This window comes from Paenibacillus sp. FSL E2-8871 (assembly GCF_038000345.1).
GTDB lineage: Bacteria > Bacillota > Bacilli > Paenibacillales > Paenibacillaceae > Paenibacillus_AQ.
The window spans coordinates 2866384-2892515 of sequence record NZ_JBBOBV010000001.1 but is presented as its reverse complement, the minus strand read 5'-3'; the positions used below and the strand labels follow the sequence as shown (position 1 = coordinate 2892515).

Here is a 26132-nt window from a genome sequence, read left to right as displayed (position 1 = left end):
TTCGGATGGTGAATAAAAAGCAGTGATAACGGCGTATATCGCTGCTTTTTATCCAGTTCTGAAAGTTTTAACACCTGTAAAATTGGGTTTGCACACTTGACTATTAAGTAAAATGTTTTAATCTATGGTAATGATAGCGCTATCGAAATGATATTAGGGGAGGGGTCACTACGCTTAAATATTCCAATATCTTTCGTAAATTCTTAATCTCCTATGTAGTCATTTTGGTCATTCCCAGCATTGGCGGATATATGTCCTATCTGACTTCGATTTCTGTGACAGAGTCTATCTCTATTGAGAACGGGGTCACCCAGCTCCAGAAAAGTCAGGAAATATTGGAGCGCCGCATGGCGGAAGTAGAAGGGTTTACCAGGCAATTGGCAGTCAACCAAGAGCTAAACGTTCTGATGAATGAAAGAGACAATGAGACGAACGTGTATGGCATTTGGAGAACGATGCGGAATGTCCTGACTTTCGGTCAGACGAATGATTTTTTGCAAAACTATTATATTTACCTCGCCAATTATAATCTTATTCTAACCCCAGGTTCTTCTTACCGACCGGAACATTACTACTCTAATTTCAACTATAAGGATCTTTCGCTACAGGATTGGACCAAAGAAGTGCTTGAGAAAACCCATCGCAGTGAAATCAAGCCACTCAGTGACTATGTTAGCAGGGGCATGCAAACCTCCGTTATTACCTATATGCAGTCACTCCCTCTGGATAGTTTCAACGATTCCTCACCAGCTGTCGCGGTAGTGATCATAGACGAGAAAATCATTTCTAGTCTGTTATCTGGTCTAACTGAGCGATACGGAGGCTGGGTTCATATCAGCGATGCTGAAGGAAATACGATTGTCCTGCAGGGAAGTGATGAGCAGAAAATGGCCCATATGACCGCTGATTCGGATTTTGATAAAAATAAGGTTAGTCAGTTCTATGAAGACGATCTAGTGATCACGACTCGTTCGGATTCGAACGGCTGGGTATACCAGACAGGAATTCCCCGGCATATTTTGATGGAGAATGCTAACAAGATCAAGCAAATGTCCATACAAATTACGGGAGGAACATTACTCATCGGCTTGATAGTTGGACTAATATTAGCTTACCGTAACAGCGCTCCAATCAACCATATGCTTAGCGTCATGAAGGAGCAATTTGGCAAGGAAGAGGCCTCCGCCAAGAATGAATTTGACTTTTTAAGCGGAAATATTGCCAATATGATCACTAAGAACAAGTTGCTGGAAACCGAACTTAATCGTCAGCTTCCGTTGGTCAGGGATGCATTTCTGAAGCGGTTATTAGCAGGTGAATTCAAAACGCATGATGAGATTCTCACTGCCGCCGAGCAGGTGGGGATTAACTTGAAACAGAACACTGGATATGTAGGAATTGTTCAGATTAACGGCTATGCCGGTATGGACAGCGTTGAGATTCTCAATGAGCTGAATGCTTCCCGTTTGCTGCTGAAGCAGTCCCTATCGGATCTCGGAGTGGATGTACTAATGACGGATATGGGCTCCGACAAAGTGGTAACTCTGTTTTTCTCCAAGGAAGAAGAGACCGACAAAGCGTATGAGGCAGAAAATATAACTAACATTCTGGAGAATTTGGCGCAGTACGTTTTTAATGAGTACCGTATTACTACTCAGGCGGGCTTCGGTGATCTTTTCACAGAAATAACGGAGGTTAGCCTTTCCTTTGACCAAGCCAAACAAGCTCTGGAATATGCCGTCTATATGAATAAAAAAGGAATTGTATGGAGTAGCGAAGCCCAAAATGAGAATACGACCTACTATTATCCACTGGATACAGAGCAACGTCTGATCAGTACCATTCGGGCTGGAGAGCTAGAAGAGGCTAAACGGATTGTCCGTGCGATTGTTGCCCAGAACATGGAACAGCGTGATTTATCCATGGAAATGAAGCAACAGCTTGTTGGTGAAATAAAAGGGACGTTTCTTAAGCTTCTGGATCAAAAGGCTTTTACAGAATACCCGGACATCGAGAGTGTGAAGCGGAGGGTCATAGACATTGGTTCATCGGAACGACTCGAAATGATTCAGACCGAATTTTTTGTCATTATGGAAGAACTGTGCGGACTTATTGCAAATAAAAAGAAGGATGTTCATATTCAGATTATTAAGCAGATCAAGGAATATACCGTAGAGAATTATTCGGATACAGAGCTGAGTCTGTACCGGGTAGCTGAACAGGTGGAACGGCCTGAAAAATACATTTCTCAATTGTTTAAAGAGGTTACCGGTGTCAATTTCTCCGATCATCTGATAAAAGTGAGAATGGATCAGGCTGTGATTTTGCTCAAAGATAGTCGGTATACGGTCGATGAGATTGCTATGCGGGTGGGCTATAACAGTTCACATTCTTTCAGACGGGCCTTCAAGCGGTTAATCGGCGTTTCACCGAGCGCTTATAGACAGTCTATTGATGAATAAACAGTTGTTTGGTGAAAATTAAGTATTAGACTGATTCATTAAAAGAAGCAGCGGCGGACCAAGACTTGATAAATAAAGTCTTAGACTGCCGCTGTTGTCGTTCAACTAACGTTTCCCGGTAGCTTTGAGGATCGCCGACGGTCTATGCATCACCAATCTCTGATCTCCGATATACGTGTCTACTTTACTTTATTTAATAAGCTTGTCACCATTCTGCTCAATGTCCCTTGATCGACGAAAGGAGCAAGACTTGCCAGCAGATCTGGGCTAAGATGTTCAGCTTCGACTCCACCAATCAACTTCTCGAGATTTTCCTTGTTCAGAAAAGGTGCGAGGCTTATGATCTGGTCCGCATCGATAGTGCCGTCTACAACCCGGTCTACCAAGCGGCTTAATGTTTCTCTGCTAATAAAGGGTGCCAGCCCTTGAACGGAATGCCAGCTCAAGCTGCCCTCTTCTGCTTGTTGTACCAACCGATCTACATGTTCTCTATCAAGAAATGGGGCAATCCCAACAAGATTGTGCACTTCTAAGGAACCGTCAATCGATTTATCTACCAGTCGACTTAATGTGTCGCTGCTGACGAACGGAGCGAGTCCAGTAATAGTATTCCACACAATTTCGCCCTCTTCTGCCTGACGAACCAGTTCATCCAATGTATCTGTTCCAAGGAACGGAGCCAGCTTCATGATCACGTCTAACTTAAGGACGGTGCTGTCTAATCGTTCTGTAACCTTATGCAGAGCGCTTGCTTTTACAAACGGCGCTACTTCTACAAGCTCCTCCAGCTCCGCCTCTCCGGTATTGACCATCTCTGCAACTTGTTCCGGCCTGTTCTCTGCGATCTCCTCAACGATCGTTCCTAGGTGCGGGTGCTCCCGAATTTCTGTATTGTCTCCTGCATTTAAAATGTCGTCTACCGTTTTGCCGAATAACCTCGCAAACTTCGGAAGCGTTCCGATATCCGGTAGCGAGTCGCCCCGTTCCCATTTCGATACCGCTTGATGACTTACATTCAGTTGATCGGCAAGTTCCAATTGGGTCAAATCCTGGTCTTTGCGAAGCTTCGAAATATAAGCTCCAATTTTACGCAAGTCGAGCATTGTATACCTCCAATAAACAAAATGTACAGTGCGCACTGTCAAAAACAGCATAGCATTTCTGCAAACGCAATCCTATCAAGCGTTGGTTGAATTGTCTCATGCGCTTTATTCAACTGCCGGTAGAATTGTCCAGATTGAAAATCTCCAGAGAGGGGCCTGATTCCGGAAAAATGGCCGTTCTACAGCTATTTTGTTCTCCCTGAATAGGGTTATTTGTACGCTGAAATGCCCAAGTGTACCTTTTCTTTGGGGATAAAAGTCAATTATGATCAACTCGTAGAAAGCGCTATCATAAACTACTGGCGGTTGCTTAGGGGGGATTGTTCTGGAGAAAGAAATAGTATTACATCACAAGTCGTTACCGAAGCGTAAGGGCTCTGTATTTTTACAAAATGCTCGTAGAAGTATGAAAAAGCACTGGCAGCTACATTTGCTCGTGATTCCACCTCTGTTATTTTTCCTCATTTTTAAGTATTATCCAATGCTGAACGCGGTTCTAGCCTTCAAGGACTACAACGTGATTAAAGGAATATGGGGAAGTCCATGGGTTGGATTTCATAATTTTCGATTATTTTTTGATAATCCGCAGTTTTGGACGCTGCTCAAGAACACCATCATGCTTAGTGGTTACCTGCTGCTGGCGGGATTTCCAATTCCGATTATCCTTGCGCTCATGATTAATGAATTGCGCGGGGGAAGGTTCAAAAAGTTCGTCCAGCTGGTCTCTTTTGCGCCTTATTTTATCTCGACGGTTGTCATGGTGTCCATTATTATGCTATTTATGGCACCTCGTCTTGGATTTGCGAACATCGCTCTCAACTTCTTCGGTTTGGAGTCGATCAATTTCCTTGGAGAACCGGGAATGTTTCGTTCGATTTATGTCTGGTCTGATATTTGGCAGACTGCGGGCTACAGTGCCGTTATCTATTTAGCAGCGCTTGCCGGCATCGATCCTACGCTTTATGAGGCAGCCAAAGTCGATGGCGCTTCACGCTTTCAAAAAATTCGTTATATTGATCTGCCAGGTATTGTGCCTACCATCGTCATCATCCTGATTTTGAATGTTGGGAATGTCATGGCTATTGGCTTTGAGAAGGTCTATCTTCTGCAGAACCCGCTCAATCTGGCGAATTCCGAGATCATTGCCACTTATGTCTACCGGGTCGGTTTGCTGAACGCCAATTATAGCTTTGCAACTGCGGTTGGTCTATTCAACTCGGTAATCAACCTTATTTTGTTGCTTACGGTGAATGGCTTGGCTAAACGCATCACAAACAACAGCATCTGGTAGGAAAGGAGCAACCACATGGCAGCAGTTCAACAAAAAATTAAAGAATCAACTGGCGATAAGCTATTTCTGACCACTATTTATATTCTACTCAGCCTCGTGGTCATCGCGGTAATTTATCCGCTAATTTTTATCATCAGCAGCTCGATTAGCAGTCCAGCAGCCGTTACCTCCGGTCGAGTCTGGTTATGGCCTGTAGATATTTCCTTCAAAGGTTTCAAGGTTCTGTTAAATACACCCGAGATCATTACAGGCTACGGCAACTCCATTTTTTATACAGCCGCAGGGACGTTCATTAGTGTTGTGCTTACGATCATGATCGCGTACCCTTTATCACGCAGAGGTTTCTTCGGACGCAACACTTTGATGATGATCATCACCTTTACGATGATTTTCAGCGGCGGGCTGATTCCGACCTATATGGTCGTGAAGGAACTCCATTTGATTGATACCCGCTGGGCACTGCTGATACCAAACGCGATTTGGGTATGGCAGGTCATTATTGCCCGGTCATTCTTTCAATCCTCCATTCCGGAGGAGCTGCTGGAAGCCAGCGAAATCGACGGTTGCAGTGATATGCGGTTTGTCTGGAGCGTTGTCATTCCATTATCGAAGCCCATTATCGCGGTGTTAGTCCTTATGTATGCGGTAGGACAGTGGAATGCATACTTTGACGCTTTGATTTATTTGAAATCCGCGAATTTGTTCCCGCTTCAGCTTGTCTTACGAAGCATCATCATCCAGAACAACAGTGCAGGTACAATGGATGCGATGAAAATGGTGGAGCGGCAGCAGCTTGCTGAGCTACTCAAATATGCACTTATAGTTATCGCTACTCTGCCTGTACTTGTTATCTATCCGTTTGTTCAGCGTTATTTTGTCCAAGGAATGCTGGTCGGTTCAGTTAAAGGCTAATTCACAGCTTTCAGAATCTGGAGAGGGGGAGAGGCACGCAGTAAAATGACAGAAAGATATCGTACCTGCCTAAATTATAAAAGGGAGTGATCGGATTTGAAGAAAAGTATGATGACCTTGTCATTGGTGCTGGTATTAATTCTTACGGTGGTGTTAAGCGGATGTGCTAATAAAAATACAGATAACACATCCTCCGCACCTGCTGACTCAGGTAACTCGGAATCAGCAAGCAAACCGGTGGAAATCAGCGTGTTCTCGGTTCAGGAATCCGGGATCGATGTTCCTACCAATAAATTTTCGAAATTTGTGGAAGACAAATTCAATATTAAATTCAAATGGGAAATCAACCCTTCAGACGGAGCCAAGGAAAAGCGCCAAATCTCACTTGCTAGTGGCGATTACCCTGATGCTTACCTGCTCACTCACTATATCGATCAGTTCTCACAGGCAGATCTTTTGAAGTATGGCAAACAGGGCGTACTGATTCCTCTGAACGATCTAATTGATAAATATGCTCCGAATATTAAAGCGGCTATGGAAAAGAACGATAATTTGAGAACGCTTAACACAGCGCCTGATGGTAATATCTACGGGCTTGTCGCTTACACAGAGTGCTTTCACTGCTCCTATCCGAGCAAAATGTGGCTCAATACCGAGTGGCTGAAGAAGCTGAATCTGGAAATGCCGAAGACAACCGAAGAATTCAAAAAAGTGCTGGAAGCTTTCAAAACACAAGATCCGAACGGGAATGGAAAAGCAGATGAAGTGCCGCTGAGTGGCTCCATTGAGGAGTTTGGTGTACGTATTGTGCCATTCCTCATGAATGCATTTGTATACGATGATGACCGCAATTATCTGAACATGATGGATGGAAAAGTTCAATCGGCGGCTGTCACACCGGAGTGGAAGGAAGGCCTGACCTATATCAAATCTCTGTTTGACGCAGGTTTGATTGATCCAGGGGCATTCACACAGAATGCGGAAGCCTTTAAGAAAATCGGTGAAAATGCCGATGCGGAAATTCTAGGCGCTGGTGCGGGCATGCACCCTGCGATTTTCGTCAATATTGATCCAGGCAATAGAAGCTCGGCACACTACAATCCTGTACCACCGATTAGCGGACCGGAAGGTATCTCCTATGCGACTCATGATGCAGGTGGCGTATCCCCAGGAGCGAAATTTGTCATCACCAACAAAGCTAGCGAGGAAGCACAGATCGCTTTAATTAAAATGGTAGACTACATGTTTACTTCTGAAGGACAGACCAATGGTGGCAGCGGTATGAAGGGCATTGATTGGACTGATCCAGAAGAAGGCGATGTAGCACTGGACAAAGATGTTAAACCAGTGATCAAGACCATTCCTATGGCGGAGGGCGAAGCGCCGCGCAATGCGGGCTGGAGCGGCATGGGTCACTTCTATATGCCAAAAGAGTACCGTGATACCTTCGTTCAAGCTACTGACGTCTACGCTTCCAGCGGTTATGAACGCAGATTGTATGATGCGACTCTGCTGTATGAAGGACATGAGCCTAAAGAATTATTCCCGATCTGGTCGATTTGGATTGATCCAAGCGAAATCGATGAAGCGAGCTTACTGCAAACCAACATCAAGAATTACATTGAGCAAAATCAGCTTCAATTCATCACGGGCAACAAGGATCTTAATAAAGATTGGGATGCATATATAAAAGGTTTGAAAGACTTGAAGTTAGATCGTTATCTCGAAATCTTGCAAAAGGCTTACGAAACTTCTAAAAAATAAAATATTGAAATCAGAATCAGGTGCTGTAAGATATACCCCAGCACCTGATTTCTTGATTTCAAGGGAAAATATACATTTTTATTTACGGAGGATCAGTCATGACAGAAGAGAAACATTGCAATCATCAATTTGTGGTTCCAAGACGGGGACTACCGAATACAAGCGTAAGACTTGCGGGAAAGGAGCCGGTGACTGTCGCCTTTTTGGGTGGTTCCATTACAGAGGGGGCAGGTGCTTCCGACGCAGATACATTTAGCTGGAGAGCGCTGACTGGTAAATATCTGCAGGAGCGATTTGCGATTCATGAATTCCGCTTCATCAATGCGGGAGTGGGTGGAACGAATTCCACGCTGGGCGCTCACCGATTACAGTCGCATGTCCTGGAATACGGCAAGATTGATCTTCTATTCGTTGAATTTAGCGTCAATGACGGCAACGACCGGGAAGAATCCATTAGAGGTCTGGAAGGAATTGTGCGCCAGTGCAGACGGTTGTCGCCCGGCACTGACATTTGCTTCTTGTATACGGCAGCAGAGAAGAATCTGTCAGGGAGCAATCCCTTTAACATTGCCGTCCACGAAGAAGTAGCTGAGCATTACGATCTTCCATCTGTTAATTTTGCAGCTAGAGTTTATGCACAGACTCAGGCCGGACAAATGGAGTGGACTGAGCTGGCTCCGGATGGATATCACCCCAATGATGACGGACATGCGCTGTATGCTTCTTTTTTACAGGAATATTTGGATGCAGCTCTTGTTCCTGACAACACACATTCAAATACCGGAAGCGCGTTAAGTATTGCTCCTCTGGAGGAGCGAAATTATGAATACGGTAATTTACTGGATTTCAGAGGCGCTGATCATGCAGATGGGTTCGAGTTACGCGAGCTTACCCCTGATGATCCACTGATGAACTGGCGATTTGGAACGGAGCATTTATATACAGACAGCAAAGAGGCATCTTTTTCTTACACGGTAACCGGACAGAGTGTGGGTCTGCTGCTGCTCTACGGCCCGGACAGTGGGATATTCGAATATTCGCTCAATGGCGGTCCCTTTCATGCGGTTAACTTATTCGATGAATGGTGTCCGCTTGCGTTTCGGCCTATTATTGCTATGTTCGGAATCGAGGAACAACGTCAGGAATTGCAAGTAACCGTGCGAATTACAGGGGAAAAGGATGAACAGAGTAAAGGCACCAGTCTGCGCATTTTGCAGCTAATGTACAATTGATTATTCTAACCTAGAGGATTATACTGCCTCTTATTAAGCGTTTACAATGCTAAGGAAGTTGGTGTTGATCATTTCTTTTACAGAACACAACGTCGATTCTTCTCCTATCGTAATCCGCCTGACTGATTTTGGTGTTCTGCCGGATTCCGGCTTGGATGCTCAGCCAGCCATGACAAGAGCTATTGAGGCAGCCGCCGAAATAAATGGGCCGGTCCTGCTGGATTGTCCAAATGGCTGCTATCATTTCTATCCGGAAGAGGCGATCCGGAAACCCTACTACATCTCCAACACTACCAGTGAAGAAGAGAATCCTGATGTCACCAAGACTATAGGAATTCTCTTAAAGGGGCTGCACAATTTAACATTTGAGGGCAATGGCTCTCTATTTATCTTCCATGGCAAGCAGACTATGTTCTTGCTGGATGGATGCAAAAATGTAGAGATTCGTAATTTACATACCGACTATGCTCGGCCGACTGTGACAGAGATGGAGATTACTGAAAGCGGTACTCATTATTTCGATGTCCAGGTTCACCCCGATTCGCGTTATGAGATCAGGGATGGCAAGCTGGTCTGGATCGGTGAGGGCTGGAGCTTCTCGGAAGGACCAATGCAGATCTACGATCCATTGCGCAATACGACTTGGCGGGTGGACAACTGGTCGGAGCTGGCTGATTCGGTTGAAGAGCTGGGGCCGATGAAGCTCCGCTTGCATTTTGATCATCAGCCTGAGGTTGTTCCCGGGCAAGTCCTGCAAAGCCGTGATGGTATTCGCGATCAGGTAGGTGTCTTCATTGTGGAAAGCTCTAACATCACGATCAGCGATGTGGGGCTGCATTTTTTACACGGACTTGGTGTTGTGGGGCAGTTCAGCGACAATCTCACCTTTCAACGCATGGATATTTCGCCGCGCCTGGAGACAGGCCGAACGGTTACTGGCTTTGCGGATTTCATCCACATGTCCAGCTGCCGAGGTAAAATAACTGTTGCAGACAGCCGTTTTGCCGGTTCTCATGATGACGTCGTCAATGTCCATGGTACCTATCTACGGATCGTTGAGAAGCTGTCTGCGAATAGGGTGAAGGTTCGGTTCATGCATCCGCAGACTTACGGTTTTATGGCCTTCCATCCGGGAGACGAAATTGAATTTGTTCGTTCTGGCTCTCTGACTACCTATGCTGCTAATGAAGTGATAGAGGTTACGCGTCTCAACCCACGCGAGCTAATACTGACTTTAGCACAGCCTATTCCTGAGGGGATTGGCAGCCATGATGTGATCGAGAATGTAATCTGGACACCGGAGGTTGAAGTCGTAAATAATCACTTCGCGCGGGTACCGACCCGCGGTATCCTTGTGACAACCCGGCGTAAAGTAGAGATTAAGGGGAATGTTTTTGATCGGATGCAAATGAGTGCGATTCTGGTTGCCCTGGATGCGGAGTCTTGGTATGAGTCTGGCAAGGTGGAGGATGTAACCATCGCTGACAATCATTTTATTGAATGCGGGGGCATCGAGCATCCGGTTATTTTCATTTCGCCAGAGAATACAGAGGTTGGTGAGAGCACTCATGTTCATCACGGCATAGTTATTAAGAACAACAGGTTCGAGACTGGTGAAACGTTAGTCCTTAGTGCCAAGAGTACCCGCGGACTGGTCTTCAGTGCTAACGAAATTGTCATGGGTGGGGAAAGGACGAACTGTCTTTCCAGTGTTGAGGATGCGATACGTTTTACCGCCTGTAGCGAGGTCGACATTCAGAATAATTAGTTCAATGAGTTAGGGGAGGTTGTGTTAGATCGCGATATGGATCGGTAGATCGATGTATAGAAAACGCTTTATCTGATCTTTATAATGAGGGCAGACTTGGGGGAATACATTATTTAATTCATGACAGATCGTGAGGGAGAGAACCAATGAAACTTCAATATGACAAGCCAGCAAATGTATGGACCGAAGGGCTTCCGATTGGGAATGGCCGTCTGGGTGGTATGATCTTCGGCGGTGTGGAACAGGAGAAAGTCAGTCTAAACGAGGATACATTATGGTCGGGATTCCCGAAGGATGGGAACAATCCAGGTGCTAAGGAAGCTTTGCCAAAGGTTCGAAAGCTGATTCAGGAGGGCCGGTATACAGAAGCGGACACCCTGACTAGAGAGATGCTAGGTCCGTACACCCAATCATATCTGCCGTTTGGAGATTTACTACTTCGTTTTGAGCATGGTGGTGTTTATCAATCCTATCGGCGGACATTAGATATTGAACATGCGGTTCACCGCATTGAATACAAGATTGGTAAGGTTACTTATACCCGTGAGATGTTCGCTTCACATCCTGATCAGTTGCTCGTGCTGCGTCTGACTGCAAGTGCACCGGGAGCGCTGAATGTACATGCTACGCTAGATAGTTCGCTTCGGCATAGCCTTCACGCTCAGGGTGATAACTTTGTACTCTCGGGAACTGCACCGGAGCATGTTGATCCAAGCTATTTTTGGAGTGACAATCCGATCCAATACGGAGAACCTGGCAAGAGCAAGGGCATGGCCTTTGAAGGACAACTCTCCGTAGTGGCAGAGGATGGGGAAGTTACCGTTGACGATAGTGGTATTCATCTGTTGGGAGGAACGGCTGCAACCTTCTATTTCAGCGCGGCTACAGGCTTTAATGGCTTTGACAAAATCCCGGGAACTGAGGGGAAAGATGCTTCTGCTATTGCAGCTTCTTACTTGGCAGATGTGAATGGAAAGTCTTACGACAGCTTGCTTCAAGCGCATGTCGAGGATTACCGATCACTTTTTGACCGAGTGAAGCTTCAATTAGGTAAGACGCAAGCCCCGGAGTCGATGTCCACGGAGCAACGGATTACGACATACGCGGCACAAGACCCTGGTCTTGTCGAGTTGCTGTTTCATTACGGGCGCTATTTGATGATCGCAAGCTCGCGCCCCGGAACACAGGCTACTAATCTGCAGGGAATATGGAATGCGGTTACCCGTCCGCCGTGGAGTAGCAACTATACACTGAACATCAATACAGAGATGAATTATTGGCCAGCTGAAATTTGTAATCTGGCGGAATGTCATGAGCCGCTGCTGGATATGATCGGAAATTTGGCGAAGATGGGTGCAGAGACTGCTCAAGTCAACTATGGTGCCCGAGGCTGGGTGGCTCATCATAATACGGATCTATGGGCACAGACAGCACCGGTGGGGGATTATGGTGACGGAGATCCAAGCTGGGCTTACTGGACGATGAGTGGCGTTTGGCTGACACAACATCTCTGGGAGCATTATGCTTTTGGCGGGGACGAGGAATATTTACGGACTTCCGCTTATCCTGTGATGAAGGAGGCGGCTCTGTTTGCACTGGATTGGCTTATTGACGATGGTAACGGAAGGCTTATGACCTCCCCATCCACTTCACCAGAGCATAAATTCCAGACAGCGGAGGGCTTGGCTGCAGTCAGCGCAGGTGCTACTATGGATATTTCGCTCATCTGGGAGCTGTTTACGAATTGTATCGAGGCTTCGGAAACGCTTGGAACGGATGAGGATTTGCGTGCAGAATTGGTAAGTGCTCGTGAACATTTATTGCCACTGCAGGTTGGTAAGTACGGACAGTTGCAGGAATGGTCCTTAGACTTTGAGGATGAAGATATGTATCACAGACATACCTCGCATTTGGTCGGTATCTATCCGGGCCGGCAGTTGTCAGAAGAAGAGACCCCTGAGCTGTTCGCTGCCGCCAAAACTTCGCTTGAACGGCGTGGGGACGAGAGCACGGGCTGGAGTCTGGGCTGGAGAGTTGCGCTCTGGAGCCGCTTCCGGGATGGCAACCGCTCACTGCGCCTGCTCTCAAACATGCTGCGGCTGGTGAAGGATGGGGAGTCCGAACAGTATAGTCACGGCGGTGTTTATGCCAATTTGCTTGGCGCACATCCACCGTTCCAAATTGATGGTAACTTCGCCGCTTCTGCCGGAATTGCTGAGATGCTACTGCAATCTCACCTGGAGTATCTCGATCTGCTGCCTGCACTGCCAGATGAATGGCAGGAGGGAAGCGTGGCGGGGCTACGTGCCCGCGGTGGTTTTGAAGTTAGCATTCAGTGGGATAGAGGCCATCTCGTGGAAGCACAGATTACCTCCCTTCTAGGCAATGAATGTGTGATCCGCACAGATGCTTCGCTCATGGTGAGTAATGGCGGCAACGAGATGGAATTTGACCGCTCCGTAGATGGAACGGTGAGCTTTCCAACGACCGCAGGCCAGACCTACAAGCTTATAGTTGGTAAGCAATAATAGTCAGTTTCATACGAATATGGACAGCAGCAGAGACCTAAATTACAGGATCCTGCTGCTGTTTTTTTGTACGAATATAATGCTGATCAACAATTAGGGAAAAACTCCCTGAAATTCGGAGATTTTTGCTCGCAAGACTAACAATCAGGGAATTTCTCCCTGAAATTCATCCGATCTGGTGGTGAATTTGGAATTCACTCTGTTTTTTAGGGAGGAATTCCCTCATTACATTGAAATATAGTGTTTTCTGGCTTTTTTTAGGGAGGTTTTCCCTAATCTATCTCTTCTAGCTGCCCGAAGGTGAAAACGGAGTGTGGATACGAAATTGTTGAGCATGAGTAGTATTTTATGTACATCCTCTTCTTCTTGTCATCGACATGAATACTAGGGGGATTTAGGTTTGTGCTAGATGTGTTAGATCGCGGTATGGATCGGAAGATCGTTGTATAGAAAACGCTTTATCTGATCTTTATAATGAGGGCATACTTGGGGGACACAGGTACAGAGCCTGCCGCCTTCAAGGTCCAAAACGCAGTAACAAGGAGGCAAATCATGCTAACTGATAGTGCTACAACGGTAAAAGTGAATACGGACACAGCATCTCTTATCCGTGTAACCAATGATGAGGTGAATCTAGAGATTGATCTCGGGACGGGTGAAGCATCCGTTGCCCGCGGAAACACTTCTCATGTAAAAGGGATTCGCAGTGCATTCCGCTGGCAAGGTCGGGAATATAACACTGAACATTATCAGAGCCACACACTGAAGTCTCAGGAAGTGGTAGTTCGTGAGGGCTTTGGAAAAGGTGTTCACGTAGTCATTTTGCACGAAACGTCCCTGCTGCCACAGCTGGAGCAGCATTTCTATATTTATGAATCTTCATCATTTGTATTGATGCAAATCGTAATCGCAAGCGATGAAGAGATCAAGGCAAACCGGATGGCTGTCCTTCAGACCAAATCGGTGTCACTTGGCGGGGAGTCAGAGCAACCCGAAGAACCAAGCATTCTGCGTGTGCCGTACGACAACGACAAGTGGGTCAGATATACAGTAGTGAAGCCGCCGATGGATACGGAAAGCTATGAGGTAACCGCATTGTTCGCGCCGGAAAGCCGGCAGGGAATTATTATGGGTTCCATTACGCACAAGGTGTGGAAGACAGGGATTCGTATCAAAAGCGAACAGAGCGGAGGAATCGAGGAGCTGGATCTTTACGGCGGCGCTGTAAGTGAACTGACCCGCGATTTCCAGCCACATGGTTATGTGAAAGGAACTAGAGTAGAGTCGCCGCTCGTTTTCGTAGGGTTCTATGATGATTATAGAAAAGGGCTTGAAGCGTACGGTCAGGCTAATACCTGGATAGAGGCTCCTCTGTCATGGGATGGCGGCGTTCCTATCGGCTGGAATAGCTGGTCTGCGGCAATGGCTGAGCTTGATTACGATCTTTATACATCCACCAGTAATTTTCTGAAAAATGAAGTGCAGCCGCTAGGATTCCAGAATGAGGACACACTGTACATCAACTTTGATGCTTTCTGGGACAATTTCACACCAGAAGAAATGAAGAATGCACTGGACCTGGTTCGGGAGAACGGTCATAGACCGGGAACTTACTGGACGCCTTTTGCCTTCTGGGGAAGTCCGGCTCAGTTTGGAGATCTCGTGGAAGGTACAAACGGCAAATACACTTATGGTGATATCTTGCTGCGAGACAGCGAAGGAGAAATTTTGCCGGATGTTGATGGAGGGCTGGCCATTGACCCGACACATCCAGGCAACCTGCAAAGAATAGATTGGTATACGAATAAATTCATCTCGGAAGGCTTCGAGTATGTCAAGCTAGATTTCTTGGCGCATGGTGCACTGGAAGGGCAACATTACAATTCGGAGATTACGACGGGAATTGCGGCATATCACTATGGGATGATTTACTTGCAGAACAAGCTCTCACCAGAGGTGATCGGTCGGCCGTTCTTTATCAATCTATCCATCGCTCCATTGTTCCCTTATGCATTTGCGCATAGCCGCCGGGTATCCTGTGATGTCTTCGGCACGCTACACGATACGGAATATTTGTTGAACTCGTTGACACATGGGTGGTGGATGAGTCATACCTTGTACCATTACAATGACCCGGATCATTCCGTGCTCTACAAGAGCCACAACCAAGATGCCACTGGCTGGCATGAAGGACGGAGCCGACTGACTGCTTCGGTCATCGCTGGAACGGTACTTCTGCTAGGCGATGATTTCCGAAAAGAAGAAGCAGCCGCACGGGCCAAAGCGTGGCTGGGCAATAAAGAGATTATGGATGTCGCCCGCCTAGGGAAGACTTTCCACCCTGTCGAAGGGGATCTTGGCAAGCAAGCTTCCGATACTTTCGTACTTGATGATGCAGAAGATGATGTATTCTATCTTGCTGTCTTCAACTATGATGCTGTGAATTCTGCTCATAAATCTATCTCCTTGGAGCGTGCAGGGTTGAAGGGTCAAACAGCTTACCAACTGCTTGATCTATGGGAAGGCACACAAGGGGAAACAGCGGGAGAGCTTGTAGTTACGCTCGAACCGGCAGAGTCCAAAATCTTCAAATTAACGGCAAAAGCCAACTGATTATACACATTGAAAAAAGAATACGCGCAACCGCTTCTCGCGGATAGCGCGTATTCTTTTTTGTTGGAGTCTTACATTCGTATTCGGCTTTGCGGATTAAGGCGGTATTGTGTTGGATTAATGCCGTAGCAGGTACTGAAATGTCTGGAGAAAGGATGGATGGAAGGATAACCCAGCTTCTCAGCGATCGCAGTCACACTAAGCTCACTCTCCAGAAGCAGTCCTGCCGCCCGCCTCATGACTAAATTATGATGGTAGACGCGTGGCGTCATTCCGGTCTCCCGTAGAAACAGCTCATGGAAATATGTCCGCTTGAGCCCGCAGAACTGTGCCCAATCTTCGATAGACTTACCACGCTCGGGGTGGGTGTTCAAATATTCCAGCAGGCGGACAATACGATAATCACTTGGCTGATGCTGATGGAGGGCATTATACCAGCTCAAGATCCAGCCGTACAGATAGCTATTGGCCGTCTCATTACGATAGAACAGCGCGTCATTGTAAGACTTGGCAATCATCACAAGACTATCGTATAGCAGAGGATATTTAGCTAGTGGAAATACACAAGGCAACTCGTTCAGCTCGGCGCAGGGTGCTTCGGTGGCTTTTTTTTCAAATTGTAAGACTTCAGGGGCATGGATAAATAAAAGGTTATTAGATACTGGAGAGCGGTTGTCCCATAAATCAAAATAGATGTTGTAGGACGACAGTGGATGAGAAGGCATGATATGAAAAGCATGGGGCTGACCGGGACGGAGAAAGACAAGTGTCCTCCGTTCAATCGGATAACGTATTCCGTCGATCTCCATCTCACCGGGGCCATCAGTAAACAAGTGGAACGCGTATGCATTACCGACTCTCAGATGCTCATTGCTGCTGCCGTCGTACACATAAGGCATGATTGCGCCGACATACGGAGTCATTTCAGATAGTTTATTCATGCGGCCCCTCTTTTCTATTCTTACCGTACAAATCGTCAAATAATCGAACAGGTCAACAAAGACAGTGATTAATCCAAATGATACGATAAATACAATGAATCCGCAACATATTGGATAGGTTTAAGAAAGTGTGATTCATCTTGAAAGAGATGGAATTATGAATAATTTTACACTATATAGCGGATTAATTAACAACATTTTTAGAGGGTTATCGCGCTTGCACAGATTCTACTATGGACAGGAGAAAATAAAATGAGCGATTTTAGATTATGGTATTCTACCCCTGCAACAGATTGGTCACAAGGATTGCCACTGGGCAACGGAAGAATAGGTGCAGTAGTGATAGCTGCTCCGTATCGTGAGGTATGGAACATGACCGAGGTTACCTACTGGTCGGGTCAAGCTGAGTCAGAGCCTGCTCCTTTCGGAGGCAAAGCTGCGCTGGAAGAGATGCGAAAGTACTTCTTTGCTGGCGATTATAACGAAGGTGACCGTCTAGCCAAACAACATCTGCAGCCGAAGAAACGAAATTTTGGTACGAACCTTGGTTTATGCGAGGTTGTCATTGACTTTGCAGAACAGGACACGGATTCCAGGTCAGCAGCGGCTATCGAGCGAGAGCTGGATTTGACCTGTGCGGTGGCCCAGACAGTGGTTCAAAGTAGTGGAACAACGCTGCATCGTGAGATTTTTGCCTCCCATGCTGATGATCTGGTGGTCTCAAGAATTTGGAGCGATGAACCGGGAGGTGTATCCTTTACGATCGGTCTGGAGGGTGGTTCAGAGTCGTTTACGACTCAAGTCGTGAATGACGACACTATTGAATTCAGAGGACAAGCCACAGAGAATGTGCATAGTGACGGCACTTGCGGGGTATGGGCAAAGGGACAAATTAAGGTAAGCATTTCCGGCGGTACGATGTACAGAGGGGACGGTCAATTGAGAATTGCCGGAGCCAATGAGGCTCGAATTTATTTTGCCGTCAGCACCGAGTACAACCGTAGTAACTCAGAGTGGGAAATGGAGAGCAGCAGCACATTACAGCAGGCTTTGATTAAAGGATATGCGCAGTTAAAAGAAGATCATATCGAAGATTATGAGCAAGAATATGGTAAGGTGGATATCCAATTAGGTACCACTGGGAAGGTGAATCTGCCGACTGACCAACGTATTCGATTACTGGCACAGGGCCAGGAGGAGGATTCGCAGTTGTTCGCGTTGTTCCTGCAGTACGGACGTTACCTGACTATTGCTGGAGCTCGGGCAGACTCCCCGTTACCGCTGAATTTACAGGGAATATGGAATGATGGTGAGGCTTGCCGTATGGGGTGGAGCTGTGACTATCATTTGGACATCAATACGCAAATGAATTACTTTCCGACGGAAGTCGTAAATCTTGGGGACAGTCATTTACCATTAATGCGCTATATTGAGGGTTTGTCTCATGCTGGAAAGTCAAGCGCTCGCGATTTCTATGGCAGCAAAGGCTGGGTAGCACATGTATTCTCGAATGTCTGGGGATTCACGGCTCCGGGCTGGGAGACATCTTGGGGGCTAAACGTTACAGGTGGACTATGGATTGCGACGCATCTGATGGAGCATTATGAATACAGTCAGGACCGTGTATTTCTGGAGCAACAGGCATATCCAGTGCTAAAAGAAGCCGCAGCATTCTTCCTAGATTATATGACCATTCATCCCAAATACGGCTGGTTGGTGACTGGACCTTCGAACTCGCCGGAGAATCATTTCTATCCTACGGATAGCAGCGATGGGGCACAGCAGCTGTCTATGGGTACCACTATGGATCAGATGCTGGTGAAAGACCTTTTTGAGTTTTGTTTGAAGTCTGCGAAGCTACTGAATACGGACGAGGAACTACAGGAGCAGCTGGAGCAAGCGATATCCAAGCTGCCACCATTTCAGATCGGCAAGAGAGGACAGCTGCAAGAGTGGCTAGAGGACTACGAGGAAGCGCAGCCGGAGCATCGGCATTTGGCCCATTTGTTCGCGGTATATCCAAGTAATCAGATCACACCAAGTAAGACACCTGAACTTAGCGCTGCGGTGAGAGTAACACTTGAGAACCGGATGGTTCAGGAAGAACTGGAGGATGTGGAATTTACCGCAGCATTGTTCGGTCTCGGCTTTGCCAGATTGTATGATGGGGAAAAGGCCTTTAATCATATTTCTCATTTGATTGGTGGACTCAGTTTCGATAATTTATTTAGCTTTTCCAAATCGGGCATTGGAGGAGCGGAGTGCAATATTTTTGTGATCGATGGGAATTTCGGGGGTACGGCTGTTATTGCCGAGATGCTGCTGCAAAGCCATGAGGGTGAGATTCATCTGCTGCCTGCACTTCCAAAAGCATGGGGTACAGGATCGGTATCTGGACTGCGGGCCAAAGGAAATGCTGAGGTTGATGTAGCTTGGGACAATGGTCAATTAGTGGAAGCTACGATCCGTACCTACTCGCCAGGAACCGTGACACTTCGGTTGGGAGATAGAAGAGCTACTGTTCAAGGAGAAATAGGAGGAAGCTACTATTTTAACAGTCAGTTAGAGTTGGTATAATGATTCAGCGGGGGTGATATGAACCCCCGCTTTAATTATGCTGGGTTATTAGCGCATGATTAAAGGGCTATCCGGTCTGTTATGGACCGGATAGCCCTTTTGCCGATGTCTGCAAATTAACGATTTATGCCTGAAAATAACTTTCATTTATTTGGATCATAGTAGCCTAAGGGGAAAAGAATATAATAGAAGAAACAGATGCAGACAACAAAGAGGAGGGGACATCAGTGTATAGTATTTTTCTAGTTGATGATGAAGAAATAGGCCTTGAGATGATGAGAGATTATATCCGCTGGGAAGAAATGGGTATTTATGTCGTCGGAACTGCGAGTAATGGTAGAGAGGCTCTAGAGAAGATAGAGGCCATTAGACCTGATATTATTCTTACAGATGTCCAGATGCCGATTATGAACGGTATTGAAATGGCTAAAAAAATACATGAGAGCTATGACTGGATGCAGTTAATGTTCCTGACTGGGCATGACGAATTCAACTATGTAAAATCGGCTCTAAATGTAGGTGCTGTTGGATATTTACTGAAGCCCCTCGACTTGAATGAAATTGGAAGCGTTATCGCAAAGGTGAAGCAGCGCTGTGAGGAAGTTCAAATGAAGAAACGTTCCATGGAGGCGGCTAAAACGAACCTTCTTAAGGAGCTTTCCTATGAAAAAAATGCGGAACATGCCGCTGATCTGGCGACCAGCTATTGCAAGCTTACCCGTGAGTCTGAGAGGAATCGCTACGCAATGGCGCTGTTCAGTATCGATCCGATTGAGGCAGAGGGGGAACAGCAGAGTCTGGAGGATTGTAAGAACCGGTTGGTAGCTTTTCTGGATCATTTCTTCAAGTCGAAGAATATAGAGACGGTATTTGTGCCTTACAAAGATGGGGAGGTAGGTGTGTTTATGGAAGCACGCCAACAGCCTGGGTATTATGCGTGGGAGGATTTGGCCGCGGCTATCCGAAGTGGACTGGATTTCACAGTGACGGCAGCAGTCGGTGCACAGGAAACCGAATTAACGGAGGTTCATTGTCTGTATAAGCAGACGCGTGAAATCCTAAACGAGCGTTTCTATAAAGGTACGGGTTCAATTATTCATGCCTTGGCGATTTCAAACCAGTTTGATAGTGAGCATGTGCCACCTTTTAATAGGAAAGAGTGGTTTGAAGCTATCAATCAGCTAGATTTCGAGCAAGCCGCACAGAAGCTGCATCAGTATTTCGAGGGGCTAGCCCTACTAAGAATCAAGAAAAAAAATATCTGCGATTGGGCGATTGATCTTGTCGACGAACTGCTGGAGCAACTGCATCAACCTGTTCCTGAGGGGGTTAAACGGGCGGAGTTATATCATTCCATCTATAATGCACTGACTTTAAATGAGATTGAGGATTTGATCCTGGGCACTGCAGGCAATGCCATGAGCTTGCTGGGTGAGCGTCTTATGGACAAAAACACGAAGCTAGTTCACAAGGTTCGCAGTATGATCGACCAGAATTTTGATCAGCCGATTACGATCAATAGCTTATCTGATCAGGTTTATTTGTCGCCCAACTATTTACGCTCCATCTTTAAAGACAAGACTGGTATCACGATTCACGATTATTTAACACGTATCCGGCTCGATAAGGCTACAGAGTTGCTGGCTGACGGCTCGCTCAAAATTCAGGATATCGCCCAAAGAGTCGGTTACGAAAGCACATCTTATTTTATCTCCCTATTTCTGAAGAACCAAGGGGTTACACCTAACGAGTATAGGAAGAGTCTATGATTGTGCCAGCGCTTCAGTTCGGCAAATAGGAAATAAAGTTACTTTCCCTTACGAATAGTAAACTTGCGATATGGATATTAATCCCTCTGCTTTTTACAATTAAGCATGTATTATAACTAGCACATGTGAGGGGCTTCATTCATCAAGGCAATCAAAGGTGTTTTAGTTCATCGAAAATCGGTAGCGCTTTCAAGATGCTTCTTAACCAACTCCTTTGATGACTTGATGGACAGATATAGCCCGAATATCACAAAAGTGCAAGGAGACCTACAAACGGAGGGATTAAATGTTCGGGAAAGCAATGAAAAGAGGATTTTTGTTCTTGGTCATCATCTGCTTGGTAATAGGCAGTGGCGGTCAGTTTGTCAGTACGGTTTATGCCGATGATACGGAGAGTACTACCTATGAAGCTGAAGCTGATGGAAATGCTATGACTGGCAATGCTTCTATTTCTGAACACCCAGCGGCTTCCGGGGGGCAGAAAGTCGGAGGCATGTATCAAGGAAGCACTTTGCAGTTCAATCATGTGACTGTAAGTGAGAGTGGGAATTATAAAATTACAGTGTACTATATCTCTGGCGATTCGCGGCCATTCAATATCAGTGCCAATGGCGGCGATAAGCAGTTTGAAGAACCACCCAAGACAGTGGATTGGGATACGGTGGGAACTTATGATGTGACACTTCCGCTGAATGCTGGAGAGAACAGCATCCTGATTGATGACAACAACTGGTATTCTCCAGACATCGACAAGATCGTAATTCATGGACTGGACGACAGCGACCCAGGTGAAGGATCTGGAGGCGACTGGAAGGAGAAGCTGCATGGTGCAATCATAGAAGCTGAAGCGCCTGAAAATATAATTACAGGCAACGCCAAAATAGCGGACAGCAGCGTTGGTTCCGGTGGAAAAATTGTAAAGGATATGAATAAAAACAGTACTTTACAGTTCACAAATGTCACTGTGCCGGCAGCGGGAACGTATTTGATCCGTATTTCCTATATTTCCGGTGACCAGCGGCCTGTCTATATGCAGGTGAATGATGGACTGGATGAATTGGTTGATCTGCCAAAGACAGCAAGCTGGGATACGGTAGGAACTTATGATGTAGAAGCCTCCTTGCAGGAAGGGCTGAACACGATCACTTTCTCGGATCATGACTGGTACTCTCCAGATTTCGATCGGATTGAAGTCATTCCGTATACGATCAGTTATGAAGCGGAGTCTCCGGTCAATGATTTAACTGGAGAAGCGCGAGTTGGCGATAGCCCGAATGCTTCCGGTGGACAGAAGGTAGGGTATCTGAATGGCGGCAGTTCCTTAACTTTCAATAAGATTACGGCTCCGATGACAGGGGATTATCGGATCACGGTAGCTTATTTCTCAGGTGACCCGCGCAGCTTATACGTCAGCGCTAATGGTGGGGCAGAGCAGTATTATGAACTGCCAAAGACACCAGACTGGGATACGGCGCTCACATATGAGCTTACACTGCCCCTGAACGAAGGCGAGAATACAATCAAATTCTCAGACGGCAACTGGTACGCGCCAGATCTGGATCGAATTATTGTAGAACCGGCATTGGGTACAGATCCTAACCCTCCAGTTGAAGCGGATGGTGATCTGGGGACACCAGGGACTTCGAATAACTACGGGGCCATCACCGTTACCGAATATACTTATGGAACGCTCGTATCGAATGGACAATATGAGGTTTCCTTTAATACTAAGTCTGGATACGCAAGCTACAAGTGGACGGATGGTCAGAAGCTGCAAGGAATCTATAGCAGCATCAAACTCGGTGATACTCTCGTTGAGACTACAAGCTATGAGAATCATGCAAGCGCTGGTGCTCCAGTAGAAATTCAGGATGGCTTTGGCAAAGGAGTGGAGCTTACTTTTGTTCATACCTCAGCTGGACAGCCAACGCTCAAACAGGTTTACAAGTTTTATGACGATCAGAAGTATTTCTTAACTCGTCTGGATGCCATTAGCGATACGGCGCTACAGACTAATTATATGTCACCTATTACCGTAAAACGTTCAGGTGGAGTGGATATCGGTGCCAGTGCAGATAACCGGGTACTGACCGTTCCTTTTGACAATGATGCTTGGATTCGTTATAAATCTCAATCTATGAACCGAGCGGATACCAGCTATGAAATGACGACTATTTTTAATAACTCGACACGCAGCGGCCTTGTGCTCGGGTCGGTAACTCATGATACGTGGAAGACCGGGATCGACTGGAAAGGTTCTTCTAATCGGCTGAATGAGCTAGCGATTTATGGCGGAGCAGCCAGCGACGTTACACGGGATACCCAGCCTCATGGCATCCTTACAGGCGCAGAATTGTCTTCGCCGATGATTATGGTGGGGGCATTCAGTGATTACCGCACAGGACTTGAGGAATACGGAAAAGCTAATGCGATCATCACACCTCCACTGTTGCTGAATCCTGAGTTGCCGCAAGGCGTACCTGTTGGTTTTAACAGCTGGGGAGCTTACGAAGGTACACTTTCATACCAAGACGTTGTGGATGTCTCCAATTATTATAAGGAGCACCTAAATGATTTCAATAATAACGGTAATGTATTTATTAATATGGATTCCTATTGGGACAATTTGAATGATAAGCAGCTTGCTGACGCTGTATCAGTAATTAAGGGCAATGGTCAGCATGCAGGTATTTATTGGGCACCATTTGTATATTGGGGCAACAATATGAGCCAGCCGGTAGAGGGTACCGACAATAAGTATACGTATGGCGACATTGTCCTCAAAGATGCCGAGGGTAAACCGCTGCCGACGCTGGATGGGGCTTTTCCTCTGGATGTGACACATCCAGGTGCTAAACTGCGCATGAATTATTTTTTGGACAAATTTAAGGATCTGGGCTTTACCTTCATCAAATTGGATTTCTTGACGCACGGTTCGCTTGAGGGACAACATTTCGATCCAACCGTAACGACAGGGATTCAAGCTTACAATGAAGGAATGCGTTATGTGAAAGATCGTTTGGATGGCAAAATGTTCATTAGCGCATCTATTGCGCCAATCTTTCCAAGCCAATATGCACACAGCAGACGTATTTCCTGCGACACCTACGGCAAGATCAATGAAACGGAATACATGCTGAATTCGTTAACTTATGGATTCTGGCAAAATGGCACAATTTACACCTATACGGATCCCGATCATTTAGCGTTGGCCCGTGCTTCCAGCTTAACTGAAGCTCGCAGTCGAATGAACTCTGGCGTCATCGCCGGTACCGTACTTCTCGGTTCTGATGATGTTAACGATCCAAAGGCACAGGAGTACATGACTGCCTTGTTTAACAACAAGGAGGTTCTCGAACTAGCGTTAAAAGGAAAAGTGTTCAAGCCGCTGGAAGGAAATACGAATGCAAATGCAGCGGATACTTTTGTGATGAAAGACGGCAACGATTATTATCTGGCTGTATTCAACTACAGCGCCAATGCTTCTGCAGACAAAACGGTGAATCTTGGTAGAGCCGGACTGGACGCAGCGGATTCGTACACGATGCAAGACCTATGGACGGGAGAGGTTTCGACTATTTCAGGAACACTCGCGTTGTCCTTGCAGCCGACTGAATCGAAACTGGTAAAATTGACAGCTGCACCTAAGAAAGTAACAGGTGTATCGCTAGATAAGACAGAGCTAACATTAACCGCTGGTGAAACCGGAAAGTTGACGGCTACGCTATCTCCGGAAGAGGCGGCGAATAAAGCAGTACACTGGACTTCGAGCGATACGTCTGTAGCTACCGTAGTGTATGGAACGGTAACGGCTGTAAATGCTGGGAAAACCACAATTACTGTGGAAACAGCAGACGGCGGCTTCAAAGCTATGGCAGAAGTTACAGTCAAAGCAGCCTCCACTGTAGAACCGGGAAATCCTGAAGTCCCTGCGAATCCGGGTAACAACAACGGTACTCCTGGTAGCATTGTAGATCAAGAGAATGGCGCGGGCACTCTAATCCTTACACCAGAGATGCTGAAAGTGGATAGTGCATCTGGTAATGTCATCGTGGAGATTAAGGGAGATACACAACAGATACAATTATCCTCTGATGTAGTTCGCCAGTTGGCGAATCACACACTGGTTCTGAAGTCCGGTAAGTTCTCCATGAAGGTGCCTGCGGATCTGCTCCGCCAGTTGCAGAGCAAGCTACCGGAAAGTCAGCGGGATGATAGCACGATAACCCTGAAATTAGTACCACTCAGCAGCAAGGCTAATGAGATCATTGCTGCAGCGGAGGGAACTACTCAAGCACAGGTTAGACTCATGGGTGATATCTATGAGTTCAGTCTGTCGGTGACCACGAAAGCTGGCACATCAGAAACGCTTTCTGCGTTCGATCAACCCATTACGCTAAGCCTGACAGTAGGAGAAGGTTTTGATTCCAAGCGTGGAGGCATTTACTATATTGCGGATAACGGTAAGCTGGAATATATCTCTGCGAATTATGCTGATGGTGTATTGACAGCACAAGTTAACCACTTCAGTAAATATGCTGTGCTGGAGCTCAAACGGACCTTTGTCGATGTGCCAGCCAATCACTGGGCTAGTCCTGCAATCCAAGAGCTGGCGGCGAAGCTGTATGTTCAAGGGACTGGCAAAGACAAGTTTGAACCAAACCGTGCGATTACGCGTGCCGAGTTCACCTCTATGCTCGTTCATTCCCTAGGGTTGACCACAAGGGGAGATGTTAGCTTTGCTGATGTTGCACCGTCTGCTTGGTACGCGGAGTCCATTTCTATCGCTTACAAGGCGGGCATCGTGAGCGGCAGGAGTGCGACCAAGTTCGAGCCGGCTGCACAGATTACCCGTGAAGAAATCACGGTCATGTTAATGAAAGCTTATGAGCTGAAGAATGGCAAAGTAACTGTTGCTTCAACTGATGTGACATTCAAAGATATGAAGCAGGTCTCCTCTTGGGCAGCCGCTTCTGTAAAGGGAGCAGCCAGCCTAGGACTGGTTCAAGGTCAAAATGAAGGTCTATTTGCACCAAAAGGGATCGCTTCCCGAGCAGAAGCGACCCAAGTGATTTATAACTTGATTATGAAGTAAAACATTGCAAATATACAAATGAACGAAGGAGTTAAGCAATCTCTAGATGCTTAGCTCCTTCGTTTTTGGTGTTCACT

At 46.4% G+C, this 26132-nt stretch carries 13 protein-coding genes; 11 read left to right on the top strand and 2 right to left on the bottom strand.

The features are described 5' to 3' along the window. Nucleotides 1–251 precede the first annotated feature (251 nt). On the top strand, nt 252–2462 hold the full coding sequence (locus tag NYE25_RS13205; RefSeq protein WP_341146092.1) for a helix-turn-helix domain-containing protein: 2211 nt from the start codon (nt 252–254) through the stop codon (nt 2460–2462). 179 nt (nt 2463–2641) lie between these two features. Here NYE25_RS13205 and NYE25_RS13200 read toward each other — a convergent pair whose 3' ends face one another. Further along, nucleotides 2642–3565 (bottom strand): helix-turn-helix transcriptional regulator, encoded by a 924-nt coding sequence (locus NYE25_RS13200; protein WP_341146091.1) that lies wholly within the window; start codon nt 3563–3565, stop codon nt 2642–2644. A 406-nt stretch (nt 3566–3971) separates the two neighbouring features. Here NYE25_RS13200 and NYE25_RS13195 point away from each other — a divergent pair, with 406 nt between their 5' ends. The 7 genes from NYE25_RS13195 (at nt 3972) to NYE25_RS13165 (ending at nt 15673) form a co-directional block, all read left to right on the top strand. Next, nucleotides 3972–4856 carry an ABC transporter permease gene (locus NYE25_RS13195; protein ID WP_143759569.1) on the top strand — a complete coding sequence of 295 codons (885 nt, stop codon included), beginning with the start codon at nt 3972–3974 and terminating at the stop codon, nt 4854–4856. A gap of 15 nt (nt 4857–4871) precedes the next feature. Continuing rightward, nucleotides 4872–5768, top strand: coding sequence for a carbohydrate ABC transporter permease (locus tag NYE25_RS13190; protein WP_042190759.1), 897 nt, complete (start codon nt 4872–4874; stop codon nt 5766–5768). A gap of 108 nt (nt 5769–5876) precedes the next feature. Next, on the top strand, nt 5877–7532 hold the full coding sequence (locus NYE25_RS13185) for an extracellular solute-binding protein (protein WP_445667177.1): 1656 nt from the start codon (nt 5877–5879) through the stop codon (nt 7530–7532). A 98-nt stretch (nt 7533–7630) separates the two neighbouring features. Then, nucleotides 7631–8764, top strand: coding sequence for an SGNH/GDSL hydrolase family protein (locus NYE25_RS13180; RefSeq protein ID WP_341146089.1), 1134 nt, complete (start codon nt 7631–7633; stop codon nt 8762–8764). Nucleotides 8765–8828: 64 nt separating this feature from the next. Then, the gene (locus NYE25_RS13175; protein WP_341146088.1) at nt 8829–10532 is read left to right on the top strand and encodes an alpha-1,3-galactosidase-related protein; all 1704 of its coding nucleotides are present in this window, start codon (nt 8829–8831) and stop codon (nt 10530–10532) included. A gap of 146 nt (nt 10533–10678) precedes the next feature. Next, entirely contained in the window at nt 10679–13060 is a 2382-nt protein-coding gene (locus tag NYE25_RS13170) for a glycoside hydrolase family 95 protein (protein ID WP_341146087.1), read from the top strand. 552 nt (nt 13061–13612) lie between these two features. Further along, nucleotides 13613–15673, top strand: a complete 2061-nt coding sequence (locus NYE25_RS13165) for an alpha-galactosidase (protein WP_341146086.1) — start codon at nt 13613–13615, stop codon at nt 15671–15673. A gap of 71 nt (nt 15674–15744) precedes the next feature. Here the strand turns inward: NYE25_RS13165 and NYE25_RS13160 are convergent, their stop codons facing one another. Continuing rightward, entirely contained in the window at nt 15745–16614 is an 870-nt protein-coding gene (locus NYE25_RS13160) for a helix-turn-helix domain-containing protein (RefSeq protein ID WP_341146085.1), read from the bottom strand. A gap of 252 nt (nt 16615–16866) precedes the next feature. On the opposite strand from NYE25_RS13160, the gene NYE25_RS13155 reads away from it, so the two are divergent. From NYE25_RS13155 to NYE25_RS13145, 3 genes are all read left to right on the top strand, one after another. After that, nucleotides 16867–19191 carry a glycoside hydrolase family 95 protein gene (locus NYE25_RS13155; protein WP_341146084.1) on the top strand — a complete coding sequence of 775 codons (2325 nt, stop codon included), beginning with the start codon at nt 16867–16869 and terminating at the stop codon, nt 19189–19191. Nucleotides 19192–19418: 227 nt separating this feature from the next. Beyond that, nucleotides 19419–20960 carry a response regulator gene (locus tag NYE25_RS13150; RefSeq protein WP_341146083.1) on the top strand — a complete coding sequence of 514 codons (1542 nt, stop codon included), beginning with the start codon at nt 19419–19421 and terminating at the stop codon, nt 20958–20960. A gap of 286 nt (nt 20961–21246) precedes the next feature. After that, nucleotides 21247–26055 (top strand): S-layer homology domain-containing protein, encoded by a 4809-nt coding sequence (locus NYE25_RS13145; protein ID WP_341146082.1) that lies wholly within the window; start codon nt 21247–21249, stop codon nt 26053–26055. The last annotated feature ends 77 nt before the right edge of the window (nt 26056–26132 follow it).

Excerpts from the sequence above, each read along its gene's own strand:
- NYE25_RS13205 (WP_341146092.1), top strand. The coding sequence starts at position 252 with ATGTCCTATCTGACTTCGATTTCTGTGACAGAGTCTATCTCTATTGAG.
- NYE25_RS13200 (WP_341146091.1), bottom strand. The coding sequence starts at position 3,565 with ATGCTCGACTTGCGTAAAATTGGAGCTTATATTTCGAAGCTTCGCAAA.
- NYE25_RS13195 (WP_143759569.1), top strand. The coding sequence starts at position 3,972 with ATGAAAAAGCACTGGCAGCTACATTTGCTCGTGATTCCACCTCTGTTA.
- NYE25_RS13190 (WP_042190759.1), top strand. The coding sequence starts at position 4,872 with ATGGCAGCAGTTCAACAAAAAATTAAAGAATCAACTGGCGATAAGCTA.
- NYE25_RS13185 (WP_445667177.1), top strand. The coding sequence starts at position 5,877 with ATGATGACCTTGTCATTGGTGCTGGTATTAATTCTTACGGTGGTGTTA.
- NYE25_RS13180 (WP_341146089.1), top strand. The coding sequence starts at position 7,631 with ATGACAGAAGAGAAACATTGCAATCATCAATTTGTGGTTCCAAGACGG.
- NYE25_RS13170 (WP_341146087.1), top strand. The coding sequence starts at position 10,679 with ATGAAACTTCAATATGACAAGCCAGCAAATGTATGGACCGAAGGGCTT.
- NYE25_RS13165 (WP_341146086.1), top strand. The coding sequence starts at position 13,613 with ATGCTAACTGATAGTGCTACAACGGTAAAAGTGAATACGGACACAGCA.
- NYE25_RS13160 (WP_341146085.1), bottom strand. The coding sequence starts at position 16,614 with ATGAATAAACTATCTGAAATGACTCCGTATGTCGGCGCAATCATGCCT.
- NYE25_RS13155 (WP_341146084.1), top strand. The coding sequence starts at position 16,867 with ATGAGCGATTTTAGATTATGGTATTCTACCCCTGCAACAGATTGGTCA.
- NYE25_RS13145 (WP_341146082.1), top strand. The coding sequence starts at position 21,247 with ATGTTCGGGAAAGCAATGAAAAGAGGATTTTTGTTCTTGGTCATCATC.